Origin of the sequence: Fibrella forsythiae (assembly GCF_017353175.1) — a bacterium.
Lineage (GTDB): Bacteria > Bacteroidota > Bacteroidia > Cytophagales > Spirosomataceae > Fibrella > Fibrella forsythiae.
In genome coordinates, this window is record NZ_JAFMYW010000001.1 from 111,544 (window position 1) to 129,737 (window position 18,194).

General features: G+C 51.4%; 17 protein-coding genes. 8 read left to right on the forward strand and 9 right to left on the reverse strand.

All coding sequences use genetic code 11. The features are described from left to right. Positions 1–201: 201 nt before the first annotated feature. The gene (locus tag J2I46_RS00640; protein ID WP_207326992.1) at positions 202–2,040 is read left to right on the forward strand and encodes an ABC transporter ATP-binding protein; all 1,839 of its coding nucleotides are present in this window, start codon (positions 202–204) and stop codon (positions 2,038–2,040) included. Between the two features lie 16 nt (positions 2,041–2,056). Here J2I46_RS00640 and J2I46_RS00645 read toward each other — a convergent pair whose 3' ends face one another. From J2I46_RS00645 to J2I46_RS00660, 4 genes are all read right to left on the reverse strand, one after another. Further along, positions 2,057–2,974, reverse strand: coding sequence for a PhzF family protein (locus J2I46_RS00645; RefSeq protein WP_207326993.1), 918 nt, complete (start codon positions 2,972–2,974; stop codon positions 2,057–2,059). Positions 2,975–2,985: 11 nt separating this feature from the next. Beyond that, positions 2,986–3,606: a hypothetical protein gene (locus tag J2I46_RS00650; protein WP_207326994.1), complete on the reverse strand. Its 621-nt coding sequence runs from the start codon at positions 3,604–3,606 to the stop codon at positions 2,986–2,988. A 198-nt stretch (positions 3,607–3,804) separates the two neighbouring features. Then, the gene (locus tag J2I46_RS00655) at positions 3,805–6,495 is read right to left on the reverse strand and encodes a sodium-translocating pyrophosphatase (protein WP_207326995.1); all 2,691 of its coding nucleotides are present in this window, start codon (positions 6,493–6,495) and stop codon (positions 3,805–3,807) included. A gap of 361 nt (positions 6,496–6,856) precedes the next feature. Then, positions 6,857–7,021, reverse strand: coding sequence for a hypothetical protein (locus J2I46_RS00660; RefSeq protein ID WP_207326996.1), 165 nt, complete (start codon positions 7,019–7,021; stop codon positions 6,857–6,859). Between the two features lie 72 nt (positions 7,022–7,093). Between J2I46_RS00660 and J2I46_RS00665 the strand changes: the two genes are divergently transcribed. Continuing rightward, positions 7,094–9,625: a PIG-L family deacetylase gene (locus J2I46_RS00665; RefSeq protein ID WP_207326997.1), complete on the forward strand. Its 2,532-nt coding sequence runs from the start codon at positions 7,094–7,096 to the stop codon at positions 9,623–9,625. 88 nt (positions 9,626–9,713) lie between these two features. Here the strand turns inward: J2I46_RS00665 and J2I46_RS00670 are convergent, their stop codons facing one another. Next, positions 9,714–10,427: a DUF2461 domain-containing protein gene (locus J2I46_RS00670; protein ID WP_207326998.1), complete on the reverse strand. Its 714-nt coding sequence runs from the start codon at positions 10,425–10,427 to the stop codon at positions 9,714–9,716. Positions 10,428–10,525: 98 nt separating this feature from the next. Here J2I46_RS00670 and J2I46_RS00675 point away from each other — a divergent pair, with 98 nt between their 5' ends. Further along, positions 10,526–10,735, forward strand: coding sequence for a hypothetical protein (locus J2I46_RS00675; RefSeq protein WP_207326999.1), 210 nt, complete (start codon positions 10,526–10,528; stop codon positions 10,733–10,735). 103 nt (positions 10,736–10,838) lie between these two features. Here J2I46_RS00675 and J2I46_RS00680 read toward each other — a convergent pair whose 3' ends face one another. The 4 genes from J2I46_RS00680 to J2I46_RS00695 form a co-directional block, all read right to left on the reverse strand. Beyond that, positions 10,839–11,228 (reverse strand): amidohydrolase family protein, encoded by a 390-nt coding sequence (locus J2I46_RS00680; RefSeq protein ID WP_207327000.1) that lies wholly within the window; start codon positions 11,226–11,228, stop codon positions 10,839–10,841. Next, positions 11,216–11,455 carry a hypothetical protein gene (locus tag J2I46_RS00685; RefSeq protein WP_207327001.1) on the reverse strand — a complete coding sequence of 80 codons (240 nt, stop codon included), beginning with the start codon at positions 11,453–11,455 and terminating at the stop codon, positions 11,216–11,218. The genes J2I46_RS00680 and J2I46_RS00685 overlap by 13 nt, the downstream gene beginning before the upstream one ends. A gap of 205 nt (positions 11,456–11,660) precedes the next feature. Then, positions 11,661–12,278 carry a recombination mediator RecR gene (recR, locus tag J2I46_RS00690; protein WP_207327002.1) on the reverse strand — a complete coding sequence of 206 codons (618 nt, stop codon included), beginning with the start codon at positions 12,276–12,278 and terminating at the stop codon, positions 11,661–11,663. Between the two features lie 109 nt (positions 12,279–12,387). Then, positions 12,388–12,666, reverse strand: coding sequence for an ATP-dependent Clp protease adaptor ClpS (locus tag J2I46_RS00695; RefSeq protein WP_207327003.1), 279 nt, complete (start codon positions 12,664–12,666; stop codon positions 12,388–12,390). Between the two features lie 105 nt (positions 12,667–12,771). Between J2I46_RS00695 and J2I46_RS00700 the strand changes: the two genes are divergently transcribed. The 5 genes from J2I46_RS00700 to J2I46_RS00720 all read left to right on the forward strand — a co-directional run bounded on the left by J2I46_RS00700 (position 12,772) and on the right by J2I46_RS00720 (position 18,179). Further along, the gene (locus tag J2I46_RS00700; RefSeq protein ID WP_207327004.1) at positions 12,772–14,274 is read left to right on the forward strand and encodes a sodium:solute symporter; all 1,503 of its coding nucleotides are present in this window, start codon (positions 12,772–12,774) and stop codon (positions 14,272–14,274) included. 71 nt (positions 14,275–14,345) lie between these two features. Next, on the forward strand, positions 14,346–15,146 hold the full coding sequence (locus J2I46_RS00705) for a hypothetical protein (protein ID WP_207327005.1): 801 nt from the start codon (positions 14,346–14,348) through the stop codon (positions 15,144–15,146). Between the two features lie 20 nt (positions 15,147–15,166). Beyond that, the gene (locus tag J2I46_RS00710; protein WP_229379424.1) at positions 15,167–16,468 is read left to right on the forward strand and encodes a glycerophosphodiester phosphodiesterase; all 1,302 of its coding nucleotides are present in this window, start codon (positions 15,167–15,169) and stop codon (positions 16,466–16,468) included. Then, positions 16,425–17,234, forward strand: a complete 810-nt coding sequence (locus J2I46_RS00715; RefSeq protein ID WP_207327007.1) for a hypothetical protein — start codon at positions 16,425–16,427, stop codon at positions 17,232–17,234. The genes J2I46_RS00710 and J2I46_RS00715 overlap by 44 nt, the downstream gene beginning before the upstream one ends. A gap of 102 nt (positions 17,235–17,336) precedes the next feature. Continuing rightward, entirely contained in the window at positions 17,337–18,179 is an 843-nt protein-coding gene (locus tag J2I46_RS00720; RefSeq protein ID WP_262897987.1) for a metallophosphoesterase family protein, read from the forward strand. Positions 18,180–18,194: the final 15 nt, after the last annotated feature.

The following is an 18,194-nucleotide window of genomic DNA, read 5'->3' on the forward strand; positions in this document are numbered from 1 at the left end:
GCCATAAATCCACGTAGAGGCCTAATTTGTCCGGTTTGGGTCGATTTTTGCCCTTGCTGGGGTATTGTCGGCGGCCCGTTTGCGCTGGCTGCTGGCCTGCTCTAAAAACGAGATTAATTTTGTATACACTACGATAGAGTAAGTAGTGAATTCGATACATTTTTCTGAACTTCGTAGCACCGTAACGACACTACTTTTTACATGAAAAACCCCTACGTGGCACTACTGCGCACTGCGTGGCAGTATGCTCGTAATCAGAAAGGACGTTATCTGGCCGTCTACCTGCTTTTCATTTGCGCCAATCTGATAGGCGCCGTCCATCCGCTTCTTTTTGGCTGGTTCGTTGATCGCATTCAGCGTGATGCCGGTGCGGTATTGACCGTGACCTTACAATACGGCGGCTTGTTTCTGGCCCTGAAACTTCTGGAGTGGGCTTTCCATGGACCCGCCCGAATTATGGAGCGGCAACTGGCGTTTGATGTCAGCCGTAATTTCCTGAATGAATTATACCATCAGACACTCCGCCTGCCTGTCAGTTGGCACAAGCAACACCATAGCGGAGCCACGATCAATCGGATCAACAAGGCGTATGGGGCGTTGAAGTCGTTCTTCCAGAACGGATTCACGTACCTGCACGTGGTGGCCAAGTTTACGTTCTCGTTTGGTGCAATGCTTTATTTTGCGCCACTCTACGGGGCTATCGGTTTGGTGCTGGGCGCCTTTACCGTCTGGATCATCCGCCGGTTTGATCAACCGTTCGTAAAAGCGCTCGAAGAAACCAACGAACGCGAACACAGTATGGCTTCATCGCTGTTTGATAGCCTGTCTAACATCGTTACGGTGATTACGCTCCGGCTCGAAGGGCGAATGGAAGAAAAACTGCACGACAAAATAGGGGCGATTCGCGTACCATTCCGCCGTGAAATACGTATCAACGAATGGAAATGGTTTGTAGCCACCATGATGATTGCCATCGTGTACATCGTCATTACGGTTGGGTACGTTCATGAACATCACGTACCTGGAACCGTGTTTCTGGTTGGTGGACTAGTGACACTCCTGGGGTACGTGAATCAGTTCACCAGCGTATTCAGCGATGTGGCCTGGCAATACACCCAGATCGTGCAGTACAACACCGACGTGCAGACCGCCCGGACTATTAGTGACACGTATCTGCAATACCGCGGTCATGCCGAAGCAGAGGCGGCAACCTTACCAGATCGCTGGCAGTCAGTAACTATCCAGGGGCTCTCGTTTGAACACACAGCCAGCAACGTACCTGTTGATGAGGCAAGGCCGAATTCGTCTTTGCTCAGACCAGCCTCACTGAAGAATCTGTCTGTGCAGATTACCCGTGGAAAACGAATTGCACTGATTGGCGAAAGCGGATCCGGAAAAAGTACGTTGCTAACTCTCTTGCGAGGGCTTTACGCACCAGCCAATGGTCTACACTGGAACGTAGATGGACAGAAACAACGGGATTGGTCAGCCATCGGTAATACAGTTACACTGTTACCGCAGGAACCCGAAATATTTGAAAATACAGTAGCCTATAACATTACGCTGGGTCTTGCTTTCCCGGAGGAGGATGTGGCAGACGTATGCCGACTGGCTCACTTCGCAGACGTTGTCCGGTACCTGCCTGATGGCCTTGATACGCCCATTCAGGAGAAAGGCGTGAATCTGTCGGGCGGTCAGAGGCAACGGCTTGCGCTGGCCCGCGGAATTCTGGCGGCTCGTGAGAGCGACATCGTGTTGATGGATGAACCAACCAGTAGCGTTGATCCTAAAACCGAATACCACATCTACCATAACCTACTGGCTGCCTTTGCCGATAAAGCCGTGATTTCGTCGCTGCATCGGTTGCATCTCCTGCCCATGTTCGACTACATCTACATTATGCGCAATGGGGCCATCGTGGATGAAGGAACGTTCCTTGAACTTCGTCAGCGATCCGTCATTTTTCAGGAGATGTGGCGCCATCAGTCAGAGGCAATCAACCGTGTACGTGACGGCGTATCCGTGGTCGAGGCAGGGTAGACCAGGAAATGGGTGGCTATACGTACCAATGCCCCTCAGCCACCAGTTGGGTATGTCCACCCACATTTAGTTCGTAGGTGTCTGCAGTGCGGGAGCCGTTGAGGTAGATGTACGATTTTCTATTCATCTGGAAGCCCTGTTCAACCAGTGCGTCGACGGCGTTAGTCCGATGGGCGAGGAGGTAAGCCAGCAAACAGCCATTGGCACTGCCCGTTGCGGCGTCCTCAGACAGGCGTCCGTTTTCGAGCAAGAGCATGCGTGTATTGTACATGCTGGCTGGCTCGTAGGTTTCAGTTGTAAAGAAGAACAGTGAGGTTGAGTGGCCAGTGTTGCTGTTGGTCCGGTACTTTTTGCGCTTGTACAGGAAATCACGAAACCGATTGTAGGGAAGGGTGAGGGTATCCATCGCCTCCTTATGTATCAGTGGAATAATGATGTACGGTAGCCCGGTACTTATTTCCTGAACTGGCAGTGAGACGTCGAGCTGATCAAAGGGGATGCCAAGTTCCTGCGCGATTTCCTGATGGGGGATATATTCGCGAAATTCCGGTTGAGCCTGACGCATAAAAAGCAGGCTTTGGTCCAAAGCGTCGGGTTCAACGATGCGAATCGTTATGTCGCTGTGCGTCAGGGTCAGTATCAGCGATTCAGGTACGTTCGGTAAGAGGAACCTGGCGATGATGTAACTGGTGCCAATGGAAGGGTGCCCCGCGAAGGGCACCTCATGTTCAGGAGTGAAAATCCTGACAACAAACGCTTGATTATTCCGGTTGGCTTTGACGAAGGTCGTCTCCGCAAAATTGATTTCACGGGCTATATGCTGCATCTGCTCATCAGACACCTCGTTACTGAGGTCGAGAAACACAGCCAGCTGATTGCCTTCGTACTTGTTGGACGCAAAAACGTCGACGATGTAGAAAGGAATCCGTTTCATTGAATGGGTAGCTAGACCATGCTGTAGCCCATCGCTTTGAACAAATTCAGCTTGATCGAACTTAGCTTTTTATCATCAGGATTCAACGCGCTCATAACGTCGAGCAGGCGTTCGATGCTGAGTTGATTCAGGTAATTATAGCCCATTTTGCCGGGCTTTTTGTCTTTCGGTAGCGACTTTGTTATTTCTGATGGAACGCTCAGGTTGACCCGATTTTCCAGGAAATGAATATTCTTTACCAGCGACTTTATGTTGGTATCAATATCTTCCTGGATGGCCTCGGTCGGTGATTTTATCCGTTCTTTTTTGAAGGTTGGAAACGCGTAGAAACCGACGATGTAGGTATTACCGTCATGCCAGTCTTTAGATTTAAGGATGACGATTTTCACGGTTTTTGATTTTTCCGCGTCTGGTGTTTTGGCAAACAGGTGCGGCAAAAAACCACGGTAATTCCCCTGCTCATCAGCTGGAAATACGTTGTGTCCAAAATTCAGTGACGCATTGGCAATATCATTTTCTTTGACAAAAGTGAAGTTAGCTTTCTCTAAATCTTCAGGAGTTGAAGGACCCTGCCAATCGTTAGAATTCCAATCGATTGCGGCCAGGATACCGTAAGACGTTTCTTTTGTCATAATTAGTTCTTTCAAAAAGTACATATCTGAACCACTTTGAGTTCACAAAGCCGGTACCGACATGGAGGGGAACGAGGTGTATGTTACCACAAAGGTTGCCCCTTTATGTGATGAAGCAACGCCAGTGGTCATTATTACGCAAAAAAGAGACCAGCCCCCTGCGAGGCTGGTCTATACATAAGGCGATAACAGCACGCTTTACTTCTTCGTAACACGAATAGATATACGCCGATTTTGTGATCGGCCTTCTTCCGTATCGTTTGAGGCAACCGGATGCTCCTGACCGTATCCTTCAGCTTCCAGACGGTTGTCTGCAATGTCCAGACCTACCAGTTCTTTCTTCACCGACTGGGCACGATCGCCTGAGAGTTTAAGGTTCGCGTCGGCATTACCCGTATTATCGGTATAGCCGCCCAATTTGATGTTCACGGCTGGGTATGCCTTCAGAATTTCGGCGACATTCTTTAGTTGTTCCTGCGATTCCGGCTTCAGCGTGGCTTTTCCCGTTTCAAACGTCAGCCGGTCGAAGTCGAACCAGGTCGTTTTATCAACGGGCTTCTCCGACTTGATAAACGTCAGCAGGTTTGCTTCAACGCCATCAACATCAACGCCTGTCAGCGACACCTTGCCCAGATTAATATCAATAGGAGTGAACTGATTATTGGGTGTGCTGACCTGCTTGTTGTCGGCCGCTGTAGATTCTTCCAGCGGTACTTCTGTACCCGCAGCAACTTTGCCTTCTTTGTTAAAGCCAGCTACATCCGAGGATTTGATAGCGATATACGGCGCAATAACCAGCGATACAATCGACATCAGCTTGATCAGGATATTCATGGATGGGCCAGACGTATCTTTGAACGGATCACCAACGGTATCACCCGTTACGGATGCTTTGTGTGGCTCTGATTTTTTATAGTACATCTCGCCATTGATCAGCACCCCTTTTTCAAACGATTTCTTGGCGTTATCCCAGGCACCACCGGCGTTATTCATGAAGATCCCCATCAGAACGCCTGATACGGTTACGCCAGCCAGCAGACCCCCCAGTACTTCAGGACCGAAAATGAACCCAACAACGATGGGAACTGACAGGGCAATAGCACCAGGCAGAATCATCTCACGGATAGACGCCTGCGTTGAAATGGCGACGCACTTCTCATACTCGGGTTTGCCCGTGCCTTCCATTATGCCCGGAATCTCACGGAACTGACGACGAACTTCCTCCACCATGGCCATAGCCGCACGCCCCACAGCTGCAATGGCCAGCGACGAGAAGATGTAGGGAATCATAGCACCTACAAACAGACCTGCCAATACATCAGCTTTATAAATATCGATGGCCGAAATGCCCGAGATACCCACGAAAGCGGCAAACAGGGCCAGAGCAGTCAGGGCTGCCGATGCGATGGCAAAGCCTTTGCCGCTGGCGGCGGTGGTGTTACCTACGGCATCCAGAATATCAGTGCGGCCACGAACTTCTTCGGGCAGGTAGCTCATCTCGGCAATACCACCAGCGTTATCGGCAATCGGACCGAATGCGTCAATAGCCAGTTGCATGGCGGTAGTGGCCATCATACCGGCGGCAGAAATAGCTACACCATACAAACCAGCGAAGTGATAGGAGGTGTAGATACCGGCTGCCAGAACAAGGATAGGTAATACGGTAGATTCCATACCAACGGCCAGACCGCCGATGATGTTAGTAGCCGCACCCGTAGCTGATTGCCGGATGATCGACAGGACCGGACGACGACCCATTGCCGTGTAATATTCAGTAATGATCGACATCAGGGCACCAACGATAAGACCCGTCAGGATGGCGAAGAACACATCGATACGCGTGAACTCAACGCCACGAATCTTCATAATACCCTCTGGCAGTACCGCGTTCACCAGGAAATAAGAGGCTACTACGGTCAGGATGATCGACCCCCAGTTGCCCAGGTTGAGCGCTCCCTGTACATTACCATTGTCATCTTTTACACGCACAAGGTAGCAGGCCAGGATCGAGAAGATCAGGCCCATGCCAGCAATCAGTACAGGTAAAACGATTGGTGCGTGACCAACGATATTGCTTGCTTCAGGAATAACAATTTCACGCCCCAGCACCATAGTGGCGAGAATGGTAGCTACATACGAACCGAATAAGTCGGCGCCCATACCGGCCACATCACCCACGTTATCACCTACGTTATCGGCAATGGTAGCCGGGTTACGCGGGTCATCTTCGGGGATACCCGCTTCTACTTTGCCAACCAGGTCGGCCCCTACGTCGGCTGCTTTCGTGTAGATACCGCCGCCTACCCGGGCGAATAAGGCAATTGATTCGGCTCCCAGCGAGAAACCGGCCAGCACTTCCAGCGCGCGCTCCATTGGAACACCGTTGACATCGCCGAAGGCTCCGCCCGATTTGGCCACGAAATAATTATACAACAGGATGAACAGCACGCTCAGGCCAAGTACGGCCAAACCGGCAACCCCGATACCCATAACCGACCCACCCGTAAACGAGACGTCGAGAGCACGTGTGAGGCTGGTACGGGCTGCGTGGGCCGTACGCACGTTCGCTTTGGTGGCGACTTTCATTCCAATGTAACCGGCAAACGCTGAGGTGAAAGCGCCAATGGCGAAAGCGACCCCAATGAACCAGTGTGAGTTTTCAACCTGCGAACCGGCAAATGCCAGCACGGCCGCAACGACCGCTCCGAAGATGATAAGTACCCGCCACTCGGCCCTAAGGAACGCAATGGCACCATCGGCAATGTAACCGGCAATCTCCTGCATTCGGGCATCGCCGGCTTCCTGCCGGTTTACCCAACTAAATTTGGCGATCATCACCACCAATCCCACTAAACCCAACAGCGGTACGATGTAAAGACTGTTATTCATGCTTTGACTTAGAAAAGGTTGTTAGAATGGTCGCAAAGATAGAATTTGCCGTATCATAAACACGTTTGGAAACGCCCATTCTTGACTTTTTACAGGTTTATTTTGGTTATTTTTAATACAAAAAGGATGGTTTTGGCACCTATTACCGTAACTAACTGCCAGTTTGCTCAGCCTAGTGTTCTGATCCCTAACGATAAAGCGTTTTTTAGTATACACCATGGTTCATTGTTTATGCTTAGCGGCCGCGTTTACAGCTCATCAGACAGTGTCCATTCGAGCTAAATCAGGGGAAATCCGTTCAGATCGGTGTAGCTTATCCAGCCTCATCCCTGTCTCTAAGGCTGCGTGTCAACTATGTGATTCAGGAGCAGAACGTACCTGCCTGTAGAAGTTGAAACCCGTTTTTCTGCCGAATCTGTCCAGGCGAACAACCCGCCTGGCGGTAGTTTCCTGTTGGCAAGATGTGTAATGGCCCACGTTGCGCTGGTGCCAGAGCCGGGCCTGATAAGCGGGTAGTGAACCCCATTATTGTCAATTGGGTTGACGCTGTACAGAACAAACTGTTTATTTGTTCTGAAACCCCATTGACATTCATCCTGTGAGACCTATCCGTTTACTTTTACTGACCGTCTTGATCGGTTTGTTTGCTTTTGACACCCACGCTCAGGTTCCCTTTGGTAAGCCCCGAACGGCTACCCCCGGCGATATTCAGTTGGGTATTCGTCGGCTAAATGTGTTGGGCAGTGTCCTGTATATCGCCGCCCACCCCGACGATGAGAATACGCTCTTCCTGACGTACCTGCACAATGAACGAAACCTGCGCACCGCCTACTTGTCGCTGACCAGAGGTGACGGTGGGCAAAACCTGATCGGTGCCGAGCAGGGCGAGTACGTGGGCGTGATCCGGACGCAGGAATTGTTGGCCGCCCGCCGGGTTGATGGCCCCGATCAATTATTTAGCCGGGCATATGATTTTGGCTTCTCAAAGTCGACAGACGAGGCGGTGAAGGTTTGGGGACGTGATCAGGTATTGAGCGATATCGTTTACCTGATCCGGAAATTTCAGCCCGATGTGATCGTGACCCGCTTTCCGCCCGACAGCCGGGCAGGACATGGTCACCATTCGGCATCAGGCTATCTGGCCGAAGAAGCCTTCAAACTGGCGAATGACCCCAAAGCATATCCTGAACAACTGAAACTGGTAAAACCATGGCAGGCCCGGCGGTTGTTCTGGAATGCCTTTATACCGGGTCAGTTCATGAGCAATAACCGCCCAAGCGAGACTGGTACCGTGATCGGCGTTGAAACCGGTTTATACAATCCGTTACTCGGAAAATCGTATGGCGAGTTGGCGGCAGAGAGCCGGAGCCAGCACAAGAGCCAGGGATTTGGTGTAGCCGCCAACCGGGGCAATAAGATCGATTACCTGTTGTTGAAAGAAGGCGACAAACCGCAGGCCGATCTGATCGATGGTATTGACATGAGCTGGAACCGGATCCCCAATACAGAACGTATTCAGGAGCAGGTGTATAAATTGAGCAGCCAGTTCAATCCGGCCCAGCCAGCGGCCAGCGTGCCGGCGCTGGTTGCCCTGTATCAGGAAATAAGCCAGTTGGATACTTCGCAGGTGTATGTGCGTACCAAACTGGCGGAGATCGAAACGCTGATTCAACAGTGTTTAGGGTTGGTATTTGAAGCACTGCCCGCTGATTTTGAAGCAACACCGGGCGGGAAAATAGATGTGCGGCTCAACGCGATCAACCGGCTCAATTTTCCCGTCAAGCTGGTGAAAATCCGGTTGCCACAGTCGGGGCGGGATACAACGATGAATCTGCTGATGAAGCCGAACGAGCAGATTTCGTTTGCCATCCCAGCCAAACTGCCAGCTAGCCTGCGTTACACCCAGCCCTATTGGCTCGAAAAACCACAACAGAAAGGATTGTTTACCGTGACCGACCAGCAACTGATTGGATTGCCGGAAGCGCCAGTTCAGTTGACGGCCGAGTTCACGATTGAACTGGAAGGAAAATCATTTACGTATACGCGACCCTGGTTGTATAAATACACGGATCCGGTCGAAGGGGAATTATTCCGCTCATTCGAAATTCGGCCCGACGTGACGGTGAACCTCACTGAGCGTGTATATGCCTTTACTGATAACGTGGCTAAGACCGTGGATGTCGTGGTGAAAGCCAACCGGGCGGGGGTGAAAGGAACGGTGAGTCTTGAGTTGCCACAAGGCTGGCGGGCAACCCCTTCGTCAGAAGCCTTTGCGATGACCGAAAAACTCCAGGAGCAACGGGTTACGTTTACACTGACTCCCCTGAACAGCAATGCCGCAACGGGTAAATTAAAAGCCGTGGCTACTGTTGATGGCGCCCGGTTTATGAATGGAATCCGCACGATCAGTTACCCGCACATTCCACCACAGACGCTGTTTCCCGCCGCCGAAGCAACCGTTGAACGCCTGAACGTAACGGTGAAAGCCAAAAATATTGGCTACATCGCGGGGGCTGGCGATGAAGTTCCCGCTGCGCTTCGCCAGATGGGTTGCACGGTTACTCTACTCGATGAAGTTGAACTGGGCAAAGACCTGTCCCGTTTCGACGCCATCGTGGTTGGGATCAGGGCCTATAATACCGAAGATCGGCTGCGGTATTCACAGGAAAAACTGCTCGATTACGTGAAAAAAGGCGGAACGATGGTGGTGCAGTATGTGACGCCAGGGAATGCCGTTCTGCAATCGGGTCTGAAAGTGGATCAGATCGGTCCGTTTCCTTTCGCGGTTGGCCGAGATCGTGTGACCGAAGAAGACGCGACCATTACGCTACTGAATCCAAGTCAGTTTTTGCTGAATAAACCCAACAAAATTACTGAAGAAGACTTTAAAGGCTGGGTGCAGGAGCGGGGCCTTTATTTTGCGCAGGACTACGGGCAGGCCTATGAATCGCTCTTCTCAATGAACGATACCGGCGAGGCGCCTAAGTTAGGTAGCCTGATCTATACTGCCTACGGGAAAGGTCACTTCATTTACACTGGTATAGCTTTCTTCCGCCAGCTCCCCAACGGCGTTCCAGGTGCCTATCGCCTGTTCGCCAACCTGATTTCTGCCAGCGCGACAACTAAGTAAAGTCGACGCTTATCAAAAACGGGTCAGGTACGTTGCTTACACCTACAGCAACGTACCTGACCCGTTTTTGATGGAAGAACAGCCTGGACTACAACTGGATATCCTGCGTTTCCTGACTGAAAAACAGCTCGTTAAGATAATCGCAGTATGGTTTCACCAGTCGGCAACCCCGGAGTACTTCATCGGCGAAATTGGATTTAAGCACTTCTTTATCCGTATACCGGTGCATGAAGAACAACTGCTTGCGTTTAAGCAGGTCAATGTCGGGATGATCGGACGAGTAGCCTTTGGGGGCCGTTTTCGTGCTTTCACCAGATACTTCCGGAAAATATTTCCTGAACTCGTCGGCTTCGATAATGTCTTTGAGTGAATCAGGATTATAGTCGATCTCCTGTCGGAACGCAGCCAGTTGAGCGGGTGTTGCCTGCCACATCCCCGCACCCAGGAAAGATTCGTTGCCCGGCTGAATATGCAGGTAGTAATCGATCTGACCTGAATGCCGCCCACCGGGCCCAAGCGCAATGGCGAAATTTGATTTGTACGGAGCCTTGTCTTTCGAGAATCGGATGTCGCGGTTGATCCGGAAAATACAATCTTTCGGATTGGTATTCGGTAATGGATGGAACGTCGATGCTCCGTCGATGAGTCGGGCGGTAAATGCTTCTATCTCTGATTTGGCGGCATCATATCGGGCTCTGTTGGCGTGAAACCAGTCACGATAATTGTTCTGAACCAGGTCAGACAGGAAGGCGAGGGTAGGGGCTGTCAGAGCAGCGGAACGGGTACTGGGTTGGGTTGCCATAGTCTCTCAAAGATACAGATTTGGCCGCTGAACCCGGCATGGCTCTAAACACTCTACTTGTTAACTTGGTTAATCCGCTGTAATTAACATCTAACGGTATGGCAACGAAAAACGAGAAAGCACTGGAGCAGGTCGAAGAAGAGTACAAAGACGTGCCAGCGGGCGATAAAGCTGATAATGGTGCGGGTCATGGAAGTGCTGGCGCGGGCCGAAACTCGACATCACACAAGAGTAGCAAACACAGCAAAGGCGGTAACAGCGCCGGAAGTTCAACTGGCGGCACAAAAGGCGGCCACGGCAACTCCTAGTCGGGAAAGTTCTAACAGCAACGTACCCGGATGGCTACACCTGAATTGGTTTGGTCATCCGGGTACGTTGCTATTATGGGTACGTTGCCAGACAGGCCGTAGCTCACAGCGCCATCTGCTTCAGATTAAGTAATCGATCTGCGTTGCCGTGCGAGAGCTTGTCAAGTTCGTCAGGAGAAAGTGCCAGTTCGGCCAGAAATGAACGCCCCTGTTCGTTCGTGCTAAACGGATAGTCAACTGAGAATAGAATGCGGTCGATACCGAACGTAGCGATGGCTGCCATCAGGGGAGGCTGCGTAAAGATGCCGCTGGTCGTGATGAATACCTGCTCTTGCAGGGTCTGACTGATCGTGCGCGGCAGATGCGTCGTTTCGGGCTTAAAAATCGTGTCGCAACGCGCCATCATCATGGGTAGCGTTTCGCCCATATGGCCGATGATTACTTGTAGTTCCTTAAACCGCTCGAACGTACCTGACAAGATCAGCCGTAACACATGAATAGCTGTTTCGGCATGCCAGCCAAAACCTGCACGGTTATACCTGCCTCATCCATCGACTTCAAGCGTGCTTCCCCCACTTCCCTCAGCTCAGGCCCAACCCGCTTCGTTGGTGAGTTCGGGCTATCCGGCGCAGGCCATCCTCGGGCAATTATCAATTCTTCAGGAATTCGGCTGGTCAGTTCGGGCAGGCTGATATGTTCTTCAAGTGCAACGGTACGCATCGGGTATGGATCGTTAGCGTGTGAGTGTCGTTTCCCTTCGGCTTGCCCGGAAAACCGAACATTTCCCGGCGAAGTATGTGCTATAGCTATCTCTACGGGAGAAATAGAATAAAAAGATCGCCTGCGGTCTGGTGTAAACGAATACTCCCAGCCTGAAGTGTTCAGGCTGGGAGTATCAGGTACGTTGTCTGATCAGTATTGCTTACTATTCGTAGGCGATCCGGCTCAAAATGCTTCGGCCAAGAGTGACTTCATCGGCATACTCCAGATCACCCCCGATGGGGATCCCCCTGGCAATTGTTGAGATTTTAAGCTGGAACGGGCGTAGCTTTTTCTGCAGATAGAACGCCGTTGTGTCGCCCTCCATCGTTGGGCTGAGGGCCAGAATAATCTCTTTGACGGGCTCGTCGGCCTCAGATTGCTGCGTAAGTCGCTGAATGAGCGAGTCGATGTGCAGGTCGCTGGGGCCGATGCCTTCGACGGGTGAAATAATACCGCCCAGCACATGATACAGGCCCTTATACTGCGCGGTATTTTCAACGGCCAGCACGTCGCGTGTATCTTCTACCACGCAGACAATCGAGCCATCGCGGCGGGGGTTGGCGCAGATGCCGCACAACGTATCATCGGAGAGGTTATGGCATTTCCTGCAATACTGCACTTTCAGCCGCATCTCGGTCAGGGAGTGGGCTAGTGTCTGGGTTTGTTCTTCGTCGCGTTTCAGCAGGTGCAATACCAGCCGCAGGGCCGTTTTCTTGCCAATGCCCGGCAACTTGGCCACCTCCGTTACCGCGTCTTCAATAAGCTTCGAGGGAAACTCCAAGGGATGTATGATTTGGGATTGCGGATATCGGACTGCGGCGTTCGAACGTGAAACTGCCGTTGATACTGACAGCGTAGCAAATCCGATATCCGCAATCCCAACTCCGAAATCAGTTTAAGACTTCCGCCGAGATGCCGCGTCGGCATATCTCATTACGGAGGGGGACCAATTCCTCGAAACCGCCGTTCTTGACGGTGCATTTGCCCTTGTAGTGAATCAGCAGCGTACACTGTTCGGCTTGTTCGGGCGAGTGTTCGCACACTTCGATCAACGTATCGATGACGTATTCGAAGGTATTGACTTCATCGTTGAAGACTACGAGGTTATATACCTCAGTTTCTACAACTTCGTCCATGACAGTCACCTCGGGTTCAAAAAACGGCATCATAACAACAGAGATTGGTAGTTGATTCTTTGGCAAATTTACGGAAATTTGACCGGTTATTACCCGTTAAAATAACCCCATCAGCCTGCTAAAAGTTGCCCATTCCGCATGAATTCAACCATCGCCCTCATTATTCTGATTGCCTATTTTGCCATGCTTATCACGGTGTCGTACTACACCTCAAAGGGGGCAGATACCAACACTTTCTTCACGGCCAACCGGCAGTCACCCTGGTACCTGGTTGCCTTTGCCATGATCGGTACATCGCTGTCGGGCGTGACGTTTATATCTGTCCCTGGGGCCGTAGGGGGCGTCTTTAAGGGGTTCGAGGGGTATAAAGGGTTCTTTTATTTTCAGGTAGTGCTGGGGTATATTATTGGTTATTACGTCATCGCCACGGTACTCATGCCGATGTACTATCGGCTGAACCTGATTTCAATTTATGGCTACCTGGAAAAGCGGTTCGGGTTCTGGTCATACAAGACCGGTGCGGGCTTTTTCCTGCTGGCCCGTACAGTAGGTTCTGCGGTTCGCCTTTACGTGGCTGCGGGCGTTTTGCAGCTCGCTATCTTCAATGATCTGGGTATTCCGTTCTCGGTATCCGTGGCAATTACCATCCTGCTGATCTGGCTCTATACGTTTAAAGGCGGGGTGAAAACGATCATTATCACAGACACACTGCAGACCACCTTCCTGGTTACAGCCGTAATGCTGACAATCGTTTTGATCTCCCGCGAACTGAATATGAGTTTCAGTCAGGTAACCGCGGCCATCAAAAGCAGCCCGTACTCGCAGGTGTTTTATTTCGAGAACATCAATGATCCTCGTCACTTTTTAAAGCAGTTTATCTCGGGCATTTTCATCGCCATTGTGATGACCGGTCTGGATCAGGATCTGATGCAGAAGAACCTGACCTGCAAGAATATTGGGGAGGCCCAGAAGAATATGTTCTGGTTCACTATTACGCTGACGATTGTCAATTTCATGTTCCTGTGCCTGGGTGCGCTGCTGTATATCTATGCCACAACGAAAGGCATTGCACTTCCTGCCAAAACCGACGAATTATACCCGTTACTGGCGCTGAATCACTTCGGGCCGGTTGTCGGTATCACGTTCCTGCTGGGCATCACTGCCGCAACCTACGCCTCCTCTGACTCGGCACTGACGGCCCTGACTACCTCGTTCTGTATCGACTTCATGAACGTGGAAAAGAAACCCGAAGTGGAGCGGGCTCGCATCAAACACTGGGTACATATCGGCTTTTCAGTCCTGTTCTGGATCGTCATTGTTATTTTCAACCGGCTCAATAGTGGTGACGTAATCACGGCAGTTTTTGATCTGGCAGGCTACACCTACGGGCCACTGTTGGGCTTATATTCATTTGGTTTGTTCAATAATCGATCCGTTCGAGACAAATTCGTACCAATCGTCTGTGTATTATCGCCCCTGGTTACCTACTACGTTAATGCCCATTCGGCGGCCTGGTTCAATGGCTACACGTTCAGCTTTGAGCGTCTGTTACTCAACGGATTGTTTACGTATGTCGGCATGTGGCTGCTGTCGTTGAATGTGCCTGTATCAACAGCTGAACCACAATCGGCGCTACGATAGGTCAACTAACTTTTTTAGGATGATCGTGTTATTACGTTACTGGTAACCTTTCGTAAACCCGATTATCCGCTATGGTGCGTATTATTACTTTCCTGCTAATCCTGACTGGACTTGGCTTTCATTCAGTGTATGGACAGCAGCGAACGCCCCGTAGGCCCAAGAAACCCGTTAACCCGTATCGGCGGACGTATCAGCAGGGGAAATTCCTTGTCCCTGTCGACTCCACCTCACCACAAATCCCTTTCGTGCATTTTCCGGGTCCGCTGGCGAAGGGGACGAGCCGGGCTACGCTGGGAGTTACTTTCACTACGTCACCGCGCGACATTACCGAAGAAATTCAGATCAGTATACCGGCCGGTGATCTGATTGTGCTTCACGGTTTAACCGATAAACTGGCCCTGACCGGACGGTTTACGTTTCAGTTCCTGCAGAATAATGCGTCAGTGGGGCTTCGGTACAGCACGCCCATCAAAGGCAAGTTCTATGGATCGGCAGGTGCCGACGTGGGGGCCTGGTTTGGCTCCCTGCAACTGGCGCAGTTCAATAACCGTGGTTTTGGCATCCAAAGCGCCCCCAACCTGGCCATCGGCTTCCGGTCATCCCGCAATTTATTGGTTACCGTACGGGGCGAAGTCGACCTGGGGCTGTATTACCGATCCAGGGTGGGGCAAACGGTTAGCGATCGCGGCGAGATCCTGCTGAACGGGTATGGAGGAACCGTTACACTAGAGCAGGCCTTTTTTGGACAACGCCACGTAGCGCTTGGTTTCAGGGCACTCTACACAAACTTCAACTGGCAGTTCTGGTCGCTCTACGACACCTTCGACCGGAACATCTTCTACCCGGAAGCATTTATTGGTTTCTTTTTATGAAACCTTACTCAACAACTAGCATGACGTTCTCTCGCTTTATCATTTACAGCCTATTCGTTACCTGGGCGGGTTATCTGGCCGGTTGTCGCCCCGGTCTGAACGATACCGTTCTTATTCCACAGCAACTGACCGACGGCCTGAACGTAGCCGGGGCCAAATTGCTGTATAGCCAAACCCGCAAAGCCTGCGAGGGGGTGTACAGTGTGGCCGAAGGATCGCCCATTTTTGGTGGCGAGATTGCCGCCAAATGGAGTTACCTGGCGAAAAAGCCTGGCGATACAACCTACTACATGTCGTTGTTTTGCGAACCTCAGGCTGCGTTTTTCGTGCTGGAGGGACGCCAGATTGGCGATTCATTGGTGTTTGAAGGGTTCTGGCGCCGACTTGTTAATGCCGAAACGGGTACTGCCCGTTTTGTGGTGGTGGAAGCCAACGGGGCAAGTGCGCTACTGGCACCCGATTGCTGTACAGCTCTAAAAAAAGGACAGGTGATCTTTAAGGGAGTGTATGGCGATGGCGATGGCGTTAGAAATCAACTGCTGACCCTGACCTATGACCGGCCATTGAACCCAAAAGACTTTCAGATTCTGGCGCATCGGGGAGGCGGGCGTACCTCAGATCTGTTGCCTGCCTCGGAAAACAGCGTCGAGATTATCAGGCTGGCCGAGCGGCTTGGTGCAACAGGTGTTGAGATTGATATTCGCCAAACGCAGGATGGTGTACCCATTATTTACCACGATAACCAGTTGAACCTGCGTTTAACCCAGAAAACAGGTCTGATCGGTGCCGTTGAAAACTACACGTTCGATCAACTCGATGCGTTCGTGCGGCTCCGGAACGGCGAAAAAATACCCCGCTTAACACAGGTGCTCGATGCCGTGCTGAACGAGACGAATCTGCAAACCGTTTGGCTCGATTCGAAAGATGTGCGTGATATGGATCTGATTCGAACCATTCAGCAGACCTATCAGCAGCGCGCCAGCCAGCAGGGACGAAAACTGACAATTTACATTGGTCTGCCTGCTGAAGAACGAGTGGCTCAATTTGAGGCCCTGCCAGATCATGCACAGTTACAATCGATCTGCGAACTTGACACAAGCGTTGCCCGGCGCATCAACGCCAAGGTGTGGGCACCTCGCTGGACGCTTGGCGAACAGATTCCATCAACATTGGCCATGCAACAACAGGGTCGCAAGGTGTTTATCTGGACGCTCGACGTACCTGAGTTTATACAACAGTTTGTGCAGAACGACACCTTCGATGGCATCCTTTCCAACTATGCGCCAATTGTGGCCTACTACCATTATGTACACCAACAATAGAAACTGGATGGGTAGCTGGTCAGTTGTCTTACTGCTTTGGCTCAGTGTCACTACGCTGGCTCTTGCCCAGCAACAGCAGCCAACTCCCTCTCCGAAAAAAAATGATAAAAAGTCAGTACGTGCCAGGCGGCCTCGTCGACCGCAGCCCGTTATAAATGCTTATAAACCAGCGTTTACCCGAAAAGGAGCTCCCCGGAAGTTGAGTCCTGACCAACTCTGGGATGCCAAACCTGATTCGACACGCCCAAACAGAGGGCCGTTCAGATTGCTGGTGTATGCCAGCACCGGCACATCGGTCTATTCGGCACCTATCCGCACGCCTGGCAGCCTGTCAGACGAACACCAGAACCGCTGGTCGGCGCCGATCTCGTTACGCGTGATGTGGCAAACAGATCACCGCTTACGGTTGGGCGTTGAAACTGGTTTCGTGAACATGTATTCGTATTCGGGAACCGCCAACGACCAGGTTGCCCGGGTACGTGTCTCGGCCATTCCCATCCTCGCTGTTTTTTCAATGTCGGTGGTGAAGCGCTTTGCATTATATGCTGGTACAGGCCCCTATCTGATCAACTCGCACCTCGATTATGGTGGTGTTACCCGGGGCAGTACGTTCAGTATTGGCTGGATGGCTGCCGGCACCTATACGCAGCCGATTTCCAGGAATCTGGGCATTGCTGCTGAAGTAAAATGGTACGATGCCACTCAAACCGACGATGCCTGCCTGATGCTTCAGGCAACGCTTGTCTGGCGGGCCCTGACCTGGTAAAAAGTAGTCATAAGTTTCAGGGATTCAAGTGCACTACAACAGCACCACCTTGCTAATCAGCAGCGCACCTGAATCCCTGAAAGTTAAAACCTGAATTATATCTTGGACGCTCCAATTTTAGCTTTTCTTGCTGATACACAAGCTCCTATGTGGATAGAAGCTTTGTTTTTAAAACAGCGTAATAATGTGAAGGCCACACAGGCGATCTTTCGCGAAATCCTGAAACGGTGCCCGGAAACGCTTTACTGGCTGGGCGATGTGGTTGTGCTGGGCTACAAAAACGGAGCCTGGCCTATGGTCGATACGTTTCTGGCAAACTGCGAAGAAGCCGGCATTGACGTGAAGGCCATTATGGGCAATCATGATGTAATGGGACGACCGAAGAAAGGACAGCGGAATTTCCAGAAACGGTTTCCAGACCACGTGCCTACGGGCTATGCGCACGTTACCGACGGCGTGGGCGTCATCTTGTTGAACTCGAACTTTAGCACCCTTACGCTGGATCAGCAAAAGCAACAGCAGGCATTTTACGAGGACACCCTACGTACCTACGACGACGACCCCGACATAAAATCGGTTATCGTCACTACTCACTACGCGCCTTTTTCAAACAGCCGGCTCGTGGGGTCGAGCAAACCGGTACAGCAACGCTTCGTTGCACCGTATCAGGCATCAAAAAAAGCTAAACTATTCATAACGGGCCATGCGCATGCGTTTGAGAAGTTTGAAGTGGGCGGCAAGGTGTTTCTGGTCATTGGTGGCGGGGGCGGACTAAAACAGCCGTTACACACGAATCCGTTCAAATTCGAAGATCGTGCACTCGAGTACAAGCCGATGTTCCACTACCTGACCGTTTGGCGCGAAGAAGAGAACCTGCACGTCTGCTCGCATCGACTCACAGACGATCAAAAAGGGTTTGAGGATGGATATGGCTTTGTAGTCTAAAGTAGATTAGCTTCG

Excerpts from the sequence above, each read along its gene's own strand:
- J2I46_RS00685 (WP_207327001.1), bottom strand. The coding sequence starts at position 11,455 with ATGCGTACCGTTGCACTTGAAGAACATATCAGCCTGCCCGAACTGACC.
- J2I46_RS00660 (WP_207326996.1), bottom strand. The coding sequence starts at position 7,021 with ATGGGGTTCACTACCCGCTTATCAGGCCCGGCTCTGGCACCAGCGCAA.
- J2I46_RS00650 (WP_207326994.1), bottom strand. The coding sequence starts at position 3,606 with ATGACAAAAGAAACGTCTTACGGTATCCTGGCCGCAATCGATTGGAAT.
- J2I46_RS00645 (WP_207326993.1), bottom strand. The coding sequence starts at position 2,974 with ATGAAACGGATTCCTTTCTACATCGTCGACGTTTTTGCGTCCAACAAG.
- J2I46_RS00655 (WP_207326995.1), bottom strand. The coding sequence starts at position 6,495 with ATGAATAACAGTCTTTACATCGTACCGCTGTTGGGTTTAGTGGGATTG.
- J2I46_RS00710 (WP_229379424.1), top strand. The coding sequence starts at position 15,167 with ATGACGTTCTCTCGCTTTATCATTTACAGCCTATTCGTTACCTGGGCG.
- J2I46_RS00640 (WP_207326992.1), top strand. The coding sequence starts at position 202 with ATGAAAAACCCCTACGTGGCACTACTGCGCACTGCGTGGCAGTATGCT.
- J2I46_RS00695 (WP_207327003.1), bottom strand. The coding sequence starts at position 12,666 with ATGATGCCGTTTTTTGAACCCGAGGTGACTGTCATGGACGAAGTTGTA.
- J2I46_RS00715 (WP_207327007.1), top strand. The coding sequence starts at position 16,425 with ATGCGCCAATTGTGGCCTACTACCATTATGTACACCAACAATAGAAAC.
- J2I46_RS00705 (WP_207327005.1), top strand. The coding sequence starts at position 14,346 with ATGGTGCGTATTATTACTTTCCTGCTAATCCTGACTGGACTTGGCTTT.
- J2I46_RS00700 (WP_207327004.1), top strand. The coding sequence starts at position 12,772 with ATGAATTCAACCATCGCCCTCATTATTCTGATTGCCTATTTTGCCATG.
- J2I46_RS00675 (WP_207326999.1), top strand. The coding sequence starts at position 10,526 with ATGGCAACGAAAAACGAGAAAGCACTGGAGCAGGTCGAAGAAGAGTAC.
- J2I46_RS00670 (WP_207326998.1), bottom strand. The coding sequence starts at position 10,427 with ATGGCAACCCAACCCAGTACCCGTTCCGCTGCTCTGACAGCCCCTACC.